We start from the raw sequence: 17,358 nt of genomic DNA, 5'->3' as shown, positions 1-17,358 counted from the left end.
CCGATGCAGGGAATAGATCCATTGGGGTTAAGTGTATTTAATGGCATAGATATCGGTGCGGGAACCAATTAAAAAGCTTCACCTGACCAATGGATGGCTGAAAATGGAGCTTATCCGTAAGAACTGAGCAAGGCAATAGCACCGTTCCCCCGCCCAAACCTATGTTAAGAGAATACCGAGCCTCTGTAATAACAGCATTAGACACTGATGTATCAGGAACACCAAGAGAAATACTTAATTTTATATTCATTCTAAAGACCATAATTATTTTTTTTGCCTTAGAAATATAGGTGGCAATGAATATCAAAATTAAAGAATCACTCACTTCGATTGCCATCCCCCCTCACCCCACCTTCAACCCCAATTCTCCCGAGATCGCCACGGCGGTGTCTTTCAGAGGTTTCAGTAACGCGTCTTCGCCAATCACGCCGAGTTTGGCGGTTGAGAGGGAAATCGAGACGGCGTAGGTGACGCGGTTGTGGATATCAAACACCGGCACCGCCAGGCAGGAGACCCCGAGTTCGTTCTCTTCGCGGTCCATCGCCAGACCCTGTTCGCGGATCCGCGCCAGCTCCTGATTCATGTGTTTGAGGTCAACAATCGTGTTGCGGGTCAGCGGCTGGATTTGCTCGCGGTGGCTTTCCCAATATGCGGGCACGTAATCCGGGTGTCCGTAGGCCATGTAGATTTTGCCCATTGCCGAACAATGCAGCGGCATATGCTGGCCGATGTAGGCGCGGGTGCGCAACATGCCGGTGGTCGGTTCCAGTTTATAAATCAGGATAGCGTGATCGTCTTCCCGGCTGGAAAAATTCACCGTCTCGCCGGTCGCGAGGTTCAGCGCTTCCAGATGCGGCGCGGCGACGTGGATGATATTGAGCGAAGACAGGGATTTCTGTCCGACGGAAATAAACTTGGTGGTTAAACGATAGCTGCCCGCCGCAGGTGCGGCAGTGACATATCCGCAGGATTGCAACCCCTGAAGTAGCCGGTGAACTGTACTTTTGTTCAGCTCTGCCAGTTCGGAAAGGTGCGCCAGCGGGCACCCGTTCGGGTAATTGCTGAGGATCTCGATCAGTTGCAGCCCGCGAAACAAACTCTGACTTCCCGCCGGTTTATCCTTTGCTTGCTCATTCTCTATGTCTTTCATTACCCGATGACTTCCTGTTATGCCGATGCTTCAACGATGGTAGCGCAAAGTCCTTCCACGCGCGAAGTAACTCCTGTTCCCTCCCTGGCTTTTTGCCCACCTGAAAACGTGCCTTCCGTCACGATCCTGAGATCTGCTTTTTATATTGATGATTTAAAAGCGTTTTTAAAATCACCGTATGGATTGTTTTATAAACAACACAAGAGTAGATTTTTGAAATCAGATTCCACATAGTGAAATATAGAGATCTAAAAACACTCAAAAAATTTAACAACTGTTGCGGAGAAAGGCATGAAACTGAGTTTTGATGAGCTGAAAACGGAGTTCGAACGGGTGCTGTTAGCCCGACGCGTGAAACCCGAAATGGCCGCTGAATGCGCCACAATGTTCGCGCAAACTACCGAATCCGGCGTTTATTCCCACGGCGTAAACCGCTTCCCGCGTTTTATTCAGCAGCTGGATCAAGGCGATATTCACCCGGATGCGGTCGCGAAAAAGATCCTGTCACTGGGGGCTATCGAACAGTGGGATGCCCAAAGGTCGATAGGCAATCTGACCGCCAAAAAAATGATGGATCGCGCCATTTCGCTGGCGTCCGATCACGGCATCGGGCTGATTGCGGTGCGCAATGCCAACCACTGGATGCGCGGCGGCAGCTACGGCTGGCAGGCGGCGGAGAAAGGCTATATCGGGATTTGCTGGACCAACTCCATCGCAGTCATGCCGCCGTGGGGTGCAAAAGAGTGTCGTATAGGCACCAACCCGCTGATCGTCGCCATCCCTGGTTCGCCGATCACCATGGTTGATATGTCGATGTCGATGTTCTCCTACGGCATGCTGGAGGTTAACCGTCTGGCCGGGCGCGAACTGCCGGTGGACGGCGGCTTTGACGACAATGGCGAACTGACCCGCGAACCCGGCGTGATCGAAAAAAATCGTCGCATTCTGCCAATGGGCTACTGGAAAGGATCAGGCTTATCCATCGTACTGGACATGATCGCCACCCTGCTCTCCGACGGCGCGTCTGTTGCAGAAGTCACCGAGGACAACTCGGACGAATACGGCATCTCGCAGATTTTCATCGCGATCGAAGTCGACCGCCTGATTGACGGCGCAACCCGCGATGCAAAACTACAACGCATCATGGATTACGTCACCAGCGCTGAGCGCAACAATCCGGACGTCGCGGTTCGCCTGCCCGGCCATGAATTTACACGCCTGCTGGACGAAAACCGTCGCAACGGCATCACCGTAGACGACAGTATCTGGGCGAAAATCCAGGCATTATAAGGAGATAGCACATGATATTTGGACATATCAGCAATCCGAATCCCTGCACATTTCCGGCGGCTATTGAGAAGGCGCTTAATTTTTTGCGCACGACCAATTTTCAGCAGCTTGAAACCGGCGTTGTGGAGATTGAAGGCAGAGATATTTACGCGCAGATTTTGGATTTAACCACTAAACCGAAAGCGGAAAACCCACCGGAAGTTCACCGCCGTTATATTGATATTCAATTTTTAGCGTCGGGTGAAGAAATTATTGGCGTGGCGGCCGATTGCGGATCCAATGAAATATCACAGTCATTGCTGGAAGAGCGTGACATTATTTTTTATCACCAGATGGAAAATGAATCCGAAATCATTATGAAGCCCGGTTCTTACGCCATATTTTTCCCGCAGGATGTTCATCGTCCTGCCTGTATTTATAATGACGTCAGCCAAATCCGAAAAGTGGTGGTGAAAGTTAAGGTGGATTCGCTCGGTTAATTAACACACGTAAGAGAATTACTCTTCATTAGGGAAATTAATTATGACAAAGCACGCGGGCTTTATTGTCGGCGCTTATCCTTGCGCGCCCTCATTTCATCAGCACCCTGAAAATAAAGAAACGGAATTCTGGAGGAAACTCACCGATCTTCCTGATATTCGCGGAATAGAACAACCTTGCCTGGAGGATTTACATCCGTCAGGTGACGCGTATTTATTTAAACATTTGCCGCAGGCCTGGGACATCGTGATCACCGGCGTGATGGAAACCATGCGCCGTCGCGGTTCACAGCCGGGCTTCGGGTTGGCCTCGGAGGATCCGCAGCTGCGTCGCGCCTGCATCAGCTTCTATCGCCACATTTTTGAGAAAGTCAGCAGCGCCAATGATGCCGCAGGCAGAAAGAGAATTCTGGCCGTGGAATTGCAGTCTGCGCCGCTGGCAGGGACGCAAAATATTGAGCTCGCCACGCACTGTTTCACCGAGTCGCTTCAGGACATTCTCAGCTGGGACTGGCCGTGCGAGCTGATCCTCGAGCATTGCGATGCGCTGGATAAGCCCGACGCGCGCAAAGGTTTTCTGCCGCTTGAGAGCGAACTGGCCGCCATCAGCGAGGCAAAAGCGCTGAGCGGTAAAAGCGTCGGAATGTGCATCAACTGGGCGCGGTCTGCGATTGAAGGTCGCAATACCGCGTTACCGCTTGAACATCTGCAAGCCTGCCAACAGGCCGGGGCACTCGGCGCGCTGATGTTCTCCGGCACCGCGACCGGCGGTGCTTACGGCGAATGGCAGGATGTGCACGCGCCTTTCGCACCTTTCACCGGTAGTGAAGTGGCGTGCCCGGAAAGCCTGATGACCGTAGATCTTGCCGCTGAGATGTTCCGCCACGCTCCGTTGGAAACGTTAAGCTTTGCCGGCATTAAATTACTGGAAATGAATAAGGACGCCAGCGTCGATCATCGCATTGCTATTTTACAGGATGGGATCCAGGCCATGAATATGGCGATCAATAAAAAATAACAATCATAAAACAGTCATTCTTTTATTTTTCTACACCACCCTTTTTATCTGAGGGGAAACCCGCTCGTCTGTAAGACGACTGCGCAACTCATGATTAAGGTAATCAGTGATGAACAAATACTCTGACACACTACAAAACAATGCCTCAGTAAAAGAAATACCCAAACAACGCTGGCTGAGAATAATTCCGCCCATTCTTATCGCCTGTATTATTTCTTATATGGACAGGGTAAATATCGCCTTTGCCATGCCGGGCGGTATGGATGCGGATTTAGGTATCACTGCGTCGATGGCTGGTCTGGCAGGCGGGATATTTTTCATCGGTTATTTATTCCTGCAAGTGCCCGGTGGGAAAATCGCGGTGCACGGCAGCGGTAAGAAATTTATCGGCTGGTCGCTGGTGGCGTGGGTGATTATCTCGATTCTCACCGGTCTGGTGGTAAATCAGTACCAGCTGCTGTTCCTGCGCTTCGCGCTGGGCGTGGCGGAAGGCGGCATGTTGCCGGTGGTGCTGACCATGATCAGCAACTGGTTCCCGGACGCCGAACGCGGCAGAGCCAACGCCATTGTGATCATGTTCGTGCCGATCGCCGGGATCATCACCGCCCCGCTGTCCGGCCTGATCATCAGTGCGCTGGACTGGCGCTGGCTGTTCATTATTGAAGGGCTGCTCTCCGCCGTGGTGCTGGTGATGTGGATGCTAACCGTCTGCGACCGCCCACAGGAAGCGCGATGGATCTCGCCGGAAGAGAAAAACTGGCTGATATCTACGCTGGCCGCCGAACAGAAAGCCATCGCCGGGAAAGAAGTCAGAAATGCCTCACTTAGCGCGGTGCTGGCCAACAAAACCATGTGGCAACTGATCGCCCTCAACTTCTTCTATCAGACCGGTATTTACGGCTACACCCTGTGGCTGCCAACCATCCTGAAAGAGCTGACGCACTCAACGATGGGACAGGTCGGCGTGCTCGCCATTCTGCCCTACATCGGCGCGGTCGCCGGAATGTTGCTGTTCTCAACGCTGTCGGATCGCACAGGCAAACGCAAACTGTTCGTCTTTCTGCCGCTGCTCGGTTTCGCCGCCTGCATGTTCCTCTCGGTGATGCTGAAAAATTACATCTGGGTGTCCTACGCGGCGCTGGTCGGCTGCGGGTTCTTCCTGCAATCCGCCGCCGGTGTGTTCTGGACGATTCCCGCCAAGCTGTTCAGCGCGGAAATGGCCGGTGGCGCGCGCGGTGTGATCAACGCTCTCGGTAATCTCGGCGGCTTTTGCGGCCCCTACGCCGTCGGCCTGTTGATCACCTTCTACAGCAAGGACGCGGGCGTTTACTGTCTGGCGATCTCCCTGACGCTGGCCGCGCTGATGGCACTGCTGCTGCCTGCACGCTGCGACGTCCCGGCGCAATCTACTACCAAACTGCCCGGCGGCCGCACGTCGGCAGCCTGAGGGATCACCATGAAAACGTCCTCAGAGGAATACTGGTTAGGCATTGACTGCGGCGGCACCTATCTCAAAGCGGGATTATACGACCGGACGGGTCAGGAGGCAGGCGTCAGCCGCCAGCCTCTGCCGGTGCTGAGTGATCATCCCGGTTGGGCGGAGCGTGATATGCCTGCGCTGTGGAAATCGTGCAGCAGCTGCATCGCGACGCTGCTGTACCAGCAAAACGTCAGCGGCCAGCAGGTGAAAGGTATCGGCATATCAGCACAAGGCAAGGGATTGTTTTTACTGGATAAATCCGGCCACCCGCTCGGACGCGGCATGTTGTCTTCCGACCGCCGCGCCGGAGATGTGATCGACGCCTGGCAGCGCGACGGGTTGCACGAGCACATTTACCCGCTGACCCGACAGGCGCTGTGGGCCGGGCACCCGGTGACGTTACTGCGCTGGATAAAGCTCCATCAGCCTGAGCGCTATCAGCAAATCGGCACGGTGATGATGGCCCACGACTATCTGCGTTATTGCCTGACCGGCGAGCGCGGCTGCGAAGAAACCAACATTTCCGAATCCAATCTGTATCACATGGCGCGCGGTGGCTATGCGCCGGAGCTGGCGGAGATGCTGGGCATCGGCGAAATCAGCGCGGTGCTGCCACCGGTGGTCGGTTCAGCACAAATCTGCGGCACAGTGACGCAAAGCGTCGCGGCGTTGACCGGGCTCGCCGCCGGAACGCCGGTGGTTGGCGGCCTGTTCGACGTGGTCTCTACCGCGCTGTGTGCCGGTCTTCAGGATGAATTCACCCTCAACGCGGTGATGGGTACCTGGGCGGTGACCAGCGGGATTTCGCCGCAAATCGCCACGCACGAGAATCATCCTTACGTGTATGGCCGTTACGCAGGCGGCGAAGGTTATCTGATCCACGAAGCCAGCCCGACCTCTTCCGCCAATCTCGAATGGCTGAACCGGCAAGCGGGCGATGTACCGTTTGAAGAGATCAACCGCGCCGTGGGCGCCCTGCCGAAAGCGGGCACCGATATCTTATTCCTGCCCTTCCTTTACGGCAGCAATCAGGGCGCGGAAATGACCGCCGGATTCTATGGCCTGCAATCGCTGCACCAGCGTGAGCATCTGTGGCAGGCGGTGTACGAAGGCGTGGTGTTCAGCCACATGACCCATCTCAATCGCATGCGCCAGCGCTTTCCGCGGGCACATACCCTGCGCGTCACCGGCGGCCCGACGCGTTCAGCCGTGTGGATGCAAATGCTCGCCGACGTCAGCGGCATGCCGGTGGAACTGCCGCAGATCGAAGAAACCGGCTGTCTGGGCGCTGCGCTGGCGGCGATGGTCGGCGCGGGGATTTACCCGAAGTTTTCACAGGCTCAGCAACATCTGCGTTATGAGGTGAAACGGCTGGAGCCAGACGCCACCGCGCACGCGGTTTATCAGAAAAAATTACAACGTTACCAGTTCCTGATTGACGCACTGGGGGCTTACCACGCCCGCTGCGCGACGGCGGAACCACAAGGAAGCCCTGCTCATGACTAAACCTCTTCTCCAGCTGGCGCTGGATCACACTGATCTGACGGCGGCGCTGCACACAGCTAAAGCGTTGAAAAATCATGTGGATATCATCGAAGCAGGCACCATTTTGTGCCTGTGCGAAGGATTACAGGCGGTGCAAACACTGCGGGCACTTTGCCCGGCGAAAATTCTGGTGGCGGATCTGAAAGTCGCCGATGCCGGGGAAACGCTGGCACAGGAGGCATTCAAAGCGGGTGCCAACTGGATGACGGTCATCTGCGCCGCGCCGCTGGCCACCGTCATCAAAGCCCACGACGTCGCCACCACGTATCAGGGCGAAATCCAGATCGAGCTGTTTGGTAACTGGACGATGCGGGATGCCCGCGACTGGTACGCCGCCGGGATCCGTCAGGCGATTTATCACCGTGGCCGCGATGCACAGGCCAGCGGACAAACCTGGGGGCAAGCAGATCTGGATCGTATGAAACAGCTGTCCGATATCGGTCTGCGGTTGTCGGTGACCGGCGGCATCACCCCCGCCGATCTGCCACTGTTTCGCGACATCGACGTGCAGGCGTTTATCGCCGGACGTGCGCTGTCCGATGCGGCACAGCCCGCGCAGGTCGCGCAGGCATTTCATCAGCAAATCAACGCCATCTGGGGGGCGACCGCATGAGAAAGCATCCGCTGGGCATCTACGAAAAAGCGCTGCCAAAACACCTGAGCTGGCCGGAAAGGCTGGCGCTGGCGAAAAGCTGCGGCTTTGATTTTGTCGAAATGTCGGTTGATGAAACCGACGAACGCCTGTCACGCCTCGACTGGAGCATCACGCAGCGCGTGGCGCTGGTCGAAGCGATGATGGAAATTGGCGTAGCGATCCCCTCGATGTGTCTCTCTGCCCACCGGCGTTTTCCGTTCGGCAGCCACGAGGAAAGCGTTCGCCTACGCGCGCGGGAAATCATGCTTAAGGCGATCAAACTGGCGCGGGATTTAGGCATTCGCACCGTGCAGTTAGCCGGTTACGACGTTTATTACGAAGCGTCCGATCCGGGCACCCGTGAACGGTTCGCCGAAGGGCTGGCGTGGGCGGTGGAACAGGCCGCCGCCGCGCAGGTGACGCTGGCGGTGGAGATCATGGATACCGAATTTATGAACTCGATAACCAAATGGAAAGCGTGGGACACCCGCCTGAATTCACCGTGGTTCAGCGTTTATCCGGATATCGGCAACCTCAGCGCGTGGGGCAACGATGTGGCGACGGAGCTGGCGCTCGGCATTGATCGCATTGCGGCTATTCATCTCAAAGATACCTATCCGGTCACCGCCACTTCGCAAGGGCAGTTCCGCGATGTGCCGTTCGGCGAAGGCTGCGTTGATTTCACCGGATTCTTCCGCACGCTGGCGACGCTGAATTATCGCGGCGCCTTCCTGATCGAAATGTGGACGGAAAACGCCGCCGAGCCGGTGCTGGAAATCATCAAAGCGCGTCAGTGGATCGAAGCCAAAATGCAGGAAGGAGCATTCACATGTTAGAAGAGCTGAAACAACAGGTGCTGGCCGCCAATCTTGCGCTGCCCGCCCATCATCTGGTGACGTTTACCTGGGGCAATGTCAGCGCCATCGACCGTGAAAAAGATCTGGTGGTGATCAAACCCTCGGGCGTCGATTACACCGCAATGACCGCTGACGATATGGTGGTGGTGGATCTGCACACCGGCAATCGCGTTGAAGGCAGCAAAAATCCCTCGTCGGATACCGCCACACATCTGGCACTGTACCGCCAATTCCCCGGCATCGGCGGCATTGTGCATACGCATTCCCGCCACGCGACCATCTGGTCACAGGCAGGTTTAGATTTACCGGCATGGGGCACCACGCACGCGGATTATTTCTACGGCGACATTCCCTGCACCCGCCCGATGACCGAGGCGGAAATCAACGGCGCGTACGAACTGGAAACCGGCAACGTCATCATCGAAACCTTTGCGCGTCGGGAATTGGATGCCATGCAGATCCCGGCGGTGCTGGTGCATTCACACGGGCCTTTCGCGTGGGGGAAAAGCGCAGCCGACGCCGTACACAACGCCGTGGTACTGGAGGAATGCGCCTATATGGGAATTTTCTCGCGCCAGCTGACACCCGCTCTCAGCCCGATGCAGTCCGTGCTGATGGACAAACATTACCTGCGAAAACACGGCAAAAATGCCTATTACGGGCAGTTGAAATAACCGGTCGTCGCCTGTCACTTCTCGAATAAATATGGTAACAATAGGCTTAATTATGCGCAGCGTGGACGCCAGGTCTTCGACCACAGAAAAGACCGCGGCACGCCTGCCAGCATCACCTTTATGGAGAACAGCGCATTATGTCAGCCAAACATCCTGTTATTGCAGTCACCGGTTCGAGCGGTGCAGGCACCACCACCACCAGCCTGGCTTTTCGTAAGATATTCCAACAACTTGGACTGCGCGCGGCCGAGCTGGAAGGCGACAGTTTCCATCATTTCACCCGCCCGGAAATGGATGCGGCGATCCGCAAGGCGCGCGATCTCGGGCGTCATATCAGCTATTTCGGGCCGGAAGCCAATGACTTCGGCCTGCTGGAAAAAAGCTTCATCGAATACGGCCAGACCGGCACCGGGCGCTCACGCAAGTATCTGCATACTTATGACGAAGCTGTTCCCTATAATCAGGTGCCGGGCACCTTTACCCCCTGGCAGGCGCTGCCTGAACCGACCGACATTTTATTCTACGAAGGGCTGCACGGCGGTGTGGTCGCGGACAAAATTGACGTCGCCGCGCAGGTTGATTTGCTGGTGGGCGTGGTGCCTATCGTCAACCTCGAATGGATCCAGAAACTGGTGCGTGATACCGGCGAGCGCGGTCATTCCCGTGAGGCGGTGATGGATTCGGTCGTGCGCTCGATGGACGATTATATCAGCTACATCACGCCGCAGTTTTCCCGCACGCACATCAACTTCCAGCGCGTGCCGACCATCGATACCTCCAACCCGTTTGCGGCTAAAGCTATTCCGTCACTGGATGAAAGCTTCGTGGTGATCCACTTTCAGGGTCTCGAGGACATTGATTTCCCGTATCTGCTGGCGATGTTGCAGGGCTCGTTTATTTCGCACATCAAAACGCTGGTAGTACCGGGCGGTAAAATGGGGCTGGCAATGGAGCTGATTATGGCGCCGCTGGTGCAGCGCCTGATGGAGGGGAAAAAAATCGAGTAAGTGGGATCAGGCGTCGTTCATCAGCAACTGCTGGATGAAACCGACGTGCAGTTTCACGCCAATCTGTAACGCCTCTTCGTCGAGGCGGAAGCGCGGGTTATGCACACCATAAGTCGCGCCGATTTTCTCGTTACCGCTGCCAATAAACAGGAAGCATCCCGGCACTTTTTGCTGATAAGACGAGAAATCCTCCCCTCCAAACAGCGGTTCGGTCACTTCATGCAGCGCCTGTGTGCCGAGCGTGTTGGCAATCACCTGCCGCGCAATCGCACAGGCGTCGGGATGGTTATCGCCATTGACGTAGCCGCGCGTCCAGCGGATTTCATACTGCGCACCCTGTGCCGCCGTAATTCCCGCAATAATCTGCTCCATCAGCTGCGGTACCCGTTCGCGCACGCCGCTGTGATGGGTGCGCAGCGTTCCGGCCAGCTTCACGCGCTCAGGAATGACGTTATAGCTTTCGCCGGTCTGGAACGTTGCGATAGTCAGCACCGGCACCTGAAGCGGATCGATGCGGCGCGCCACCACGTTTTGCAGCGCCGTCACCACTTCCGCCCCGATCACCACCGGATCGATGCACAGATGCGGCATTGAACCGTGGCCACCTTTGCCGGTAATGGTGATGTCGAAATTATCGGTGGAGGCGCAGAATACGCCCTCTTTAAGGCCGACTTCGCCGGTCGGAGAATTCGGCATCACGTGCAGGCCGAAGATTTTCTCCACGCCGTCGAGCACACCTAACTCCACCAGCTCCTGCGCGCCGCCCGGTGGCAGCTCTTCAGCATGCTGGAAAATAAATCGCACCGAACCGTGCAGCGCGGACTGACACTGGGTCAGCACTTTCGCCGCGCCCAGCAGCATGGCAGTGTGCGCATCGTGGCCGCAGGCGTGCATGACGCCCGGCACTGTCGAACAGAACGGCTCGTCATTTTCTTCCTGAATCGGTAAGGCGTCGATATCCGCGCGCAGGGCATATTTCGGCCCCGGATGTGCGCCCTGTAAATCCGCCACCACGCTGTTGGGCGTCAGGCGGGTCAGGGTCAGGCCACCGAAGCTTTCCAGCTGTTCAGCGATGTAATCGGCCGTTTTATGCTCCTGAAATGACAGCTCAGGATGAGCATGAATATGTCTGCGCCAGCGCAGTACGTCCGTTTTGACCTCAGCCAGCATCGCATCGAAATGAATAGTCATCACACTTCTCCTCAGTTAAGCCGCATCATGCAGCGTTGCGCGCGGTTTCATCGCCAGCGGCAGGATCGCCAGACCGGCCACTACCATCGCCAGCGCCAGAAAAACAAATGTTGAGAGATATCCGTGACTAACGGTGATCAGATATCCCATCGCAATCGGAGCCACAAATCCACCGAGCGTACCGCCGGTGTTAATTATCCCCATCGCCGCGCCCATGACTTCTGAAGGCAGCCGTTTCATCGGCAAGGTGAAGACAGTGACGAACGCCGCCATCAGGAAAATGTAACCGAGGAACAGGAACAGACCGGCGGTCACCGCTGACGTTGAGGTATACACCAGCCAGATGCACACCGCACTGAGCATGGCGCAGCAGAAAATCACCTTCGGCTCTTTAACCTGCATGTATCGCCCTACCAGCCAGCCGGTCGCCAGCGACGAAATCCAAATGCCGAGCCCGCCGGTCGCGACCACCATGCCGGAAACGTCGAGTGACATGCCGCGTTGCTGCACCAGATATTTTGGCAGCCAGGCCATCAGCCCGTAGGAAGGAATGTTGATGCAAAAAATGGAGACGAACAGCAGCAGGACAATCGGGTTTTTCAGCAGCTCGCGATAGCCCGTCACCGCGCCGGTGCGGGGTTGCGCCGCCGGCGGATTCGGCACAAAAACAATGATCGCTGCGGCAATGGCGAACGCCAGCAGACCGAGGATCGAAAACGAGCCGCGCCAGCCGACGCTGTCCAGCGCATAGACCGCAATCAGCGGTCCGGCGGTCATCGCCAGCCCGGCGGAAGAGAGCAGGATAGATTGCGCAAATGTTCGTTTTTCCACGGCAAAATTCGACACCACCGCTTTGGCACACGACGAGGGATAACCTGAATGGCCAATACCCGACAGAAAGCGGAACGTCACCAGCAGGCCGAGACTGAAGCCTAACACACCGAAACATAACGCAAATCCGCCCAGCAGGCACAGCGACAGTGCCAGCACTTTTTTATAGCCGAAGCGGTCGTTCAGCCAGCCTGCGGGAATTTGAAACAGCGAATACGCCAGGAAGAAAATCCCGGTGATATAACCCAGTTGCTCCGGTTGAAGATTAAATTCTCGCTCGATTGGCAGCAGCGCAAAGCCCATCACCGTTTTGTCGATATACACCACCACATAACCGACAAACAGCAGGAAAATCATCAGGGAACGACTTTTCATAGCGGATATCCCTTTTTGTTATCACCACGTCAGAGGTTCTCACTGTCGGGCGAAAGATAAAATGCGACATGCGTCACGTAATCAACTGAATAACAACATATTATCCTTAACACTACTGACGCTATCAGCTTTACATCCATGCCATAAGATGCAATTTTTAGGCAGGTGATGCTTTTTGCTGATAGGTCATTTGAATGATTAATGAGAGGGCGTCATGCGCTATTTGCCGAAACTCCAGCAACTGAAGGTTTTCCAGCAGGTTATCCGCAGCGGCAGTATTCGCGGCGCGGCGCGGGCGATGAATCAGTCGCAACCGGCGGTGAGCAGAACGCTGCGCGAACTGGAGCAAACGCTCGATACAAAGCTTATCGTACGTGGTCATCAGGGCATGACGCTGACCGAAACCGGCCGCGCGTTCGCCCAGCGGATGCAGTTCATCCTTGAAGAGCTGGAGCGCGCCGCCGAAGAAATCCAGCAGATTAATCAGTATTCACAGGGCTCGGTGGCGATCGGGTTTTCATCGCTGCTGGCACTAACGGTGTTCCCGGCGCTGAATGAGGAATTCAAAACGCAGTTTCCGCAGTCAAAATTGCTGATCAAAGAAGGGCAGCTGTCGGTGCTGCTTCCGGCGCTGCGCGAAGGGAAGCTGGACTTCGCCGTCGGTACCGCCGGGCCGGGATTTCCGCTGGAAGATCTGGTGCGCGAACCGCTGTTCACCGCGCCGTTCGGGATTATCGCCCGTCGCGGTCATCCGCTGGCCAACGCCACACGGCTGGAAGAATTGCAGGATGCGCGCTGGGTATTGCCGGAAACGGATATGGGTTACTACCAGCAGCTACAGCTGGCGGGCGGTTTTTATCTGGCAGGAAGTGAAACGCCGGTGCGTACCGATTCGGTAGTGTGCGGGCTGAATATGGTATTGCAGTCGGATTATCTGACCGTCCTGGCGCGGGCGATGCGGGCGCCGTTCGGTTTGCATGAGCCGTTGTGCTTGCTGAATATCGACACTCTGCCGCAGGCGGAATACTGTGTGCTCTATTCGCAAAAATCGCCGCTGACGTTTGCCGCGCGGCGGTTTTTGGATTTACTGCGCCATCAGTGCCAGTCGTATGACTGGTCGTGACCTATTCGGCTTCAATCACTTCAAAACTGTGGGTGATCGTCGCGGCTTTGCCCAGCATCAGAGAAACAGAACAATATTTCTCGGCAGAAAGGCTGACGGCGCGTTCGACAATCTTATCGGTCAGAGCTTTGCCGGTGACGATAAAGTGCAGATTGATGTGCGTGAACAGACGCGGCGCTTCTTCGCGACGCTCTGAGGTCAATTTTACTTCACAATCCCGGACGTCATTGCGGCCTTTTTGCAAAATCGACACCACGTCGATCGCGCTGCAACCGCCCGCAGACATCAGTAACATTTCCATCGGGCTGGGGGCTTTATCGCCCGCATTGCCGTCCATTAAAACCTGATGACCTGACGCGGATTCACCTAAAAACGTCAGACCTTCCACCCATTTTACGCGTGCGTGCATTTGCTTATCTCCCGGCGCTCTTAAGAATCAAATTTTCCCCCCAGACTACCCTTTCACCTAAAAACTGGCAACGTAACCCGATCGCCATCATGCTGAAGCGAGACAACACAAGACAGCATTGCAAACCTGTGTTACAAACAAAGCCGAAACATACTTTCCAGCAAATTGCGGTGACGGTTTTCGTGGTTTAAGAACAGAACCCAAGGTGATAACGGCAATATATAGCCGGTTTCACTCCGACATCCGCTTGCAGCATTTCTGGGGAGCTATATGCTGAAAGGGCGCATTAATATTCAGACGCCGTACAGGGAACTCTGAGCCCTGTGATTTTGGGCAGCGATAATAACAGAGGATAATAGCAAATGGTTCTCGGCAAGCCACAAACAGACCCGACTCTTGAATGGTTCCTGTCTCACTGTCATATACATAAGTATCCTTCTAAAAGTACGCTGATTCACCAAGGTGAAAAAGCCGAAACGCTTTACTACATCGTGAAAGGGTCGGTTGCCGTCCTGATTAAAGATGAAGAAGGCAAAGAGATGATACTTTCCTACCTTAACCAAGGTGACTTCATCGGCGAGCTGGGACTCTTCGAAGAAGGTCAGGAACGCAGTGCCTGGGTACGTGCTAAAACTGCCTGTGAAGTGGCTGAAATTTCTTATAAAAAATTCCGCCAGCTGATTCAGGTTAACCCGGACATTCTGATGCGCCTCTCCGCGCAGATGGCAAACCGTCTGCAAATGACGTCTGAGAAAGTCGGTAACCTCGCTTTCCTCGACGTAACGGGCCGTATCGCTCAAACCTTGCTGAATCTGGCCAAACAGCCAGATGCAATGACCCACCCGGACGGGATGCAGATTAAAATCACCCGCCAGGAAATCGGTCAGATCGTCGGTTGCTCCCGTGAAACCGTCGGCCGCATTCTCAAAATGCTGGAAGATCAGAGCCTGATCTCCGCACACGGTAAAACGATTGTCGTCTACGGCACACGTTAATCCCTCAAAAATAGGCGCGGCAGCTTACTGTCGCGCCTTTTTTATGGGCTAAGCTTCAGTTATGACGCTATGGCGAAGGCTGTTTTATCACCCCGAAGTGAATTACGCACTGCGCCAGACGCTGGTGTTATGTTTGCCGGTCGGCCTGTGCTGGCTGTTCGGTAATCTGCAAATGGGGTTGCTGTTCTCCCTCTGCCCCGCCTGCTGTAACGTCGCCGGTCTCGATACGCCGCACAAACGCTTCTTCAAACGTCTGATCATCGGTGGCTCGCTGTTTGCGGTGAGCAGTATTTTGCTGCAACTGATGCTGGAAAACTGGCACATCCCGCTACCGCTCATCATGCTCTCTCTCGCCTTACTGCTCGGCGTCACCGGTGAAATCAGCCCGCTGCACGCGCGTCTGTTGCCCGGCGCGCTGGTAGCGACCATCTTTACCCTGAGCATGGTCGGCATCAGGCCGATGTGGCAGGCACCCGCGCTGTTCGCCGCAGGCACGGCCTGGTACGGGCTGTTCAACTGGGCGTGGTTTCGTATCTCTAAAGAACAGCCAATGCGTGAAACCCTCAGCCAGCTGTATCTGCAACTGGCTGATTATTTCGAAGCCAAATACAGCCTGCTGACGCAGCATACTGATCCCGAAACCGCCTTACCGCCGCTGCTTGAGCGTCAGCAGCAGGTCATCGATCTTATCGCCCTGCTCTATCAGCAGTTGCACATGCTGCCGCAGCACGGACATCATCACCACAAACGGCTGTTCCAGCGTTTTCAGGTGGCGCTCGATTTACAAGAGCACATCACGGTCAGCCTGCATCAGCCGGAAGAAGTGCAAAAGCTGGTGGAAGAAAGCCATGCCGAGGCGGTGATCCGCCGCAATGCGCAGGTGATTTCCGCCAGGCTACGCGTGATTGCCGACGATATTCTTTATCACCGGCTTTCCGAACGTTTCACGATGGCGAACGAGCTGGCGGCGCTGGAAAAAATCGCCGCGCGCAACCCGGATAATCCGGTCGGCCAGTTTTGCTATTACCACTTCAGCCGCATTGCGCGCCTGTTGCGTACTCAGCGCCCGCTGTACCGCCGTGATCTGATGAACTCTCAGCCACGTCTGCCTTTCTGGCCAGCACTGAAAAGCTATCTGTCTTTCAAGTCCATCGCCCTGCGCAATGCCGCGCGACTAGGCATCATTCTGGCCATCGGCAGCAGCCTCGGTCTGTTCTTCAATCTGCCAAAACCTTACTGGATTTTACTGACCATCATGCTGGTCAGCCAGAACGGCTATAACGCCACCCGCGTGAGGATCCAGCACCGTGCGCTCGGCACACTGGCCGGATTGCTGATCGCCGCCGGATTGCTGAAACTGGAGCTGCCGGAGGGCATCACGCTGTTCTGCATGCTGGTGATCACCCTGGTTTCATACACGGTACTGCGTAAAAACTACGGGCTGGCGATGGTCGGGATGACGGTCACGGCGGTCTACACCCTGCAACTGCTGGCGATGAATGGCGTACATTTCCTGGTGCCACGGCTGATCGATACGCTCATCGGCTGTGCACTGGCTTTCGGCGGCACCATCTGGCTGTGGCCGCAGTGGCAAAGCGGATTGTTGCGGCAAAATGCCCATCAGGCGCTGGAAACCGATCAGGAAGCGATTCGGTTACTCCTGCAAGATAATCCAGACGCCGTAAAACTGGCCTACGCCCGTATGCAGGTCAATCAGGCGCACAACAAGCTGTTCACCTCGCTGAATCAGGCGATGCAGGAACCGGGGTTTAACTCGCATTATCTGGCAGATATGCGTTTGTGGGTGACGCACAGTCAGTTCGTGGTAGAGCACATCAACGCGATGACCATTTTGGCGCGCGAGCATTACATGCTGCCGGAGGCTCTGGCGACGGAGTATTTGCAGACTTGTGAAATCGCGCTGCAAAGCTGCCAGCAGCGACTGATCTACGACGGTCCGAGCAGCGAGGCTCAGCTAATCAACGCGCCGGAATTGCACCCAGATATGCCGCTGACCGAGATGGAGCGCCACCTCCGGCGTGTGATTTCACATCTGAGCGTCATGCATACGATTTCTTCACTGGCGTGGAAACAGAGACCGCATCATGGGATCTGGTTGACGCGGAAGGCGTGAAGGGGCAGTCCCCTTTCAAGTTCCTTTAAAGCAGACCGAGAATATTTCGGTTTCTCACCAGCAGTGATCGCTTAACTCCTTGCGCCGAAACCGCCCAAAGAGGGCCAGGACGGGCCCTCTTTGGAATCTCCACGTCTTTTCAAAACACGCGCTTATCGCCAGACAG

General features: G+C 55.6%; 17 protein-coding genes. 12 read left to right on the top strand and 5 right to left on the bottom strand.

The genetic code is table 11. The features are described from left to right. Positions 1–37 precede the first annotated feature (37 nt). Complete coding sequence (locus ACMHLI_RS15165; protein ID WP_413530199.1) at positions 38–337, bottom strand: hypothetical protein; 300 nt, start codon at positions 335–337, stop codon at positions 38–40. A gap of 6 nt (positions 338–343) precedes the next feature. Beyond that, a complete protein-coding gene (locus ACMHLI_RS15160; RefSeq protein ID WP_413530198.1) occupies positions 344–1,150 on the bottom strand; it encodes an IclR family transcriptional regulator in 807 nt (268 codons plus the stop codon). 291 nt (positions 1,151–1,441) lie between these two features. Here ACMHLI_RS15160 and yiaK point away from each other — a divergent pair, with 291 nt between their 5' ends. From yiaK to ACMHLI_RS15115, 9 genes are all read left to right on the top strand, one after another. Further along, positions 1,442–2,440 carry a 3-dehydro-L-gulonate 2-dehydrogenase gene (gene yiaK / locus ACMHLI_RS15155; protein WP_413530197.1) on the top strand — a complete coding sequence of 333 codons (999 nt, stop codon included), beginning with the start codon at positions 1,442–1,444 and terminating at the stop codon, positions 2,438–2,440. Between the two features lie 11 nt (positions 2,441–2,451). Further along, positions 2,452–2,919, top strand: coding sequence for a YhcH/YjgK/YiaL family protein (locus ACMHLI_RS15150; RefSeq protein ID WP_413530196.1), 468 nt, complete (start codon positions 2,452–2,454; stop codon positions 2,917–2,919). Positions 2,920–2,962: 43 nt separating this feature from the next. Beyond that, entirely contained in the window at positions 2,963–3,937 is a 975-nt protein-coding gene (locus ACMHLI_RS15145; protein ID WP_413530195.1) for a DUF4862 family protein, read from the top strand. Between the two features lie 109 nt (positions 3,938–4,046). After that, on the top strand, positions 4,047–5,384 hold the full coding sequence (locus ACMHLI_RS15140) for an MFS transporter (RefSeq protein ID WP_413530194.1): 1,338 nt from the start codon (positions 4,047–4,049) through the stop codon (positions 5,382–5,384). Positions 5,385–5,393: 9 nt separating this feature from the next. Beyond that, positions 5,394–6,923 (top strand): FGGY-family carbohydrate kinase, encoded by a 1,530-nt coding sequence (locus tag ACMHLI_RS15135; protein WP_413530193.1) that lies wholly within the window; start codon positions 5,394–5,396, stop codon positions 6,921–6,923. Next, complete coding sequence (gene ulaD / locus ACMHLI_RS15130; protein ID WP_413530192.1) at positions 6,916–7,575, top strand: 3-keto-L-gulonate-6-phosphate decarboxylase UlaD; 660 nt, start codon at positions 6,916–6,918, stop codon at positions 7,573–7,575. The genes ACMHLI_RS15135 and ulaD overlap by 8 nt, the downstream gene beginning before the upstream one ends. After that, positions 7,572–8,432 carry an L-ribulose-5-phosphate 3-epimerase gene (locus ACMHLI_RS15125; RefSeq protein WP_413530191.1) on the top strand — a complete coding sequence of 287 codons (861 nt, stop codon included), beginning with the start codon at positions 7,572–7,574 and terminating at the stop codon, positions 8,430–8,432. The genes ulaD and ACMHLI_RS15125 overlap by 4 nt, the downstream gene beginning before the upstream one ends. Beyond that, positions 8,426–9,127: an L-ribulose-5-phosphate 4-epimerase gene (gene araD / locus ACMHLI_RS15120; protein ID WP_413530190.1), complete on the top strand. Its 702-nt coding sequence runs from the start codon at positions 8,426–8,428 to the stop codon at positions 9,125–9,127. The genes ACMHLI_RS15125 and araD overlap by 7 nt, the downstream gene beginning before the upstream one ends. A gap of 137 nt (positions 9,128–9,264) precedes the next feature. Beyond that, complete coding sequence (locus tag ACMHLI_RS15115; RefSeq protein WP_413530189.1) at positions 9,265–10,134, top strand: phosphoribulokinase; 870 nt, start codon at positions 9,265–9,267, stop codon at positions 10,132–10,134. Positions 10,135–10,140: 6 nt separating this feature from the next. Here the strand turns inward: ACMHLI_RS15115 and ACMHLI_RS15110 are convergent, their stop codons facing one another. Further along, complete coding sequence (locus ACMHLI_RS15110) at positions 10,141–11,325, bottom strand: amidohydrolase (RefSeq protein WP_413530188.1); 1,185 nt, start codon at positions 11,323–11,325, stop codon at positions 10,141–10,143. A gap of 15 nt (positions 11,326–11,340) precedes the next feature. Next, on the bottom strand, positions 11,341–12,531 hold the full coding sequence (locus ACMHLI_RS15105) for an MFS transporter (RefSeq protein WP_413530187.1): 1,191 nt from the start codon (positions 12,529–12,531) through the stop codon (positions 11,341–11,343). Positions 12,532–12,745: 214 nt separating this feature from the next. Between ACMHLI_RS15105 and ACMHLI_RS15100 the strand changes: the two genes are divergently transcribed. Then, a complete protein-coding gene (locus tag ACMHLI_RS15100) occupies positions 12,746–13,654 on the top strand; it encodes a LysR substrate-binding domain-containing protein (protein WP_413530186.1) in 909 nt (302 codons plus the stop codon). Between the two features lies 1 nt (position 13,655). Here the strand turns inward: ACMHLI_RS15100 and ACMHLI_RS15095 are convergent, their stop codons facing one another. Then, positions 13,656–14,063, bottom strand: a complete 408-nt coding sequence (locus ACMHLI_RS15095) for an OsmC family protein (protein ID WP_112167585.1) — start codon at positions 14,061–14,063, stop codon at positions 13,656–13,658. Positions 14,064–14,425: 362 nt separating this feature from the next. Between ACMHLI_RS15095 and crp the strand changes: the two genes are divergently transcribed. Both crp and ACMHLI_RS15085 read left to right on the top strand, forming a co-directional pair. Continuing rightward, a complete protein-coding gene (gene crp / locus ACMHLI_RS15090) occupies positions 14,426–15,058 on the top strand; it encodes a cAMP-activated global transcriptional regulator CRP (RefSeq protein ID WP_056775291.1) in 633 nt (210 codons plus the stop codon). 61 nt (positions 15,059–15,119) lie between these two features. Beyond that, the gene (locus ACMHLI_RS15085) at positions 15,120–17,192 is read left to right on the top strand and encodes a YccS/YhfK family putative transporter (protein WP_413530185.1); all 2,073 of its coding nucleotides are present in this window, start codon (positions 15,120–15,122) and stop codon (positions 17,190–17,192) included. Positions 17,193–17,358 lie beyond the last annotated feature (166 nt).

Origin of the sequence: Rahnella inusitata (genome assembly GCF_965118895.1) — a bacterium.
GTDB lineage: Bacteria > Pseudomonadota > Gammaproteobacteria > Enterobacterales > Enterobacteriaceae > Rahnella > Rahnella inusitata_A.
This window is presented reverse-complemented; position numbering and strand designations above follow the sequence as displayed.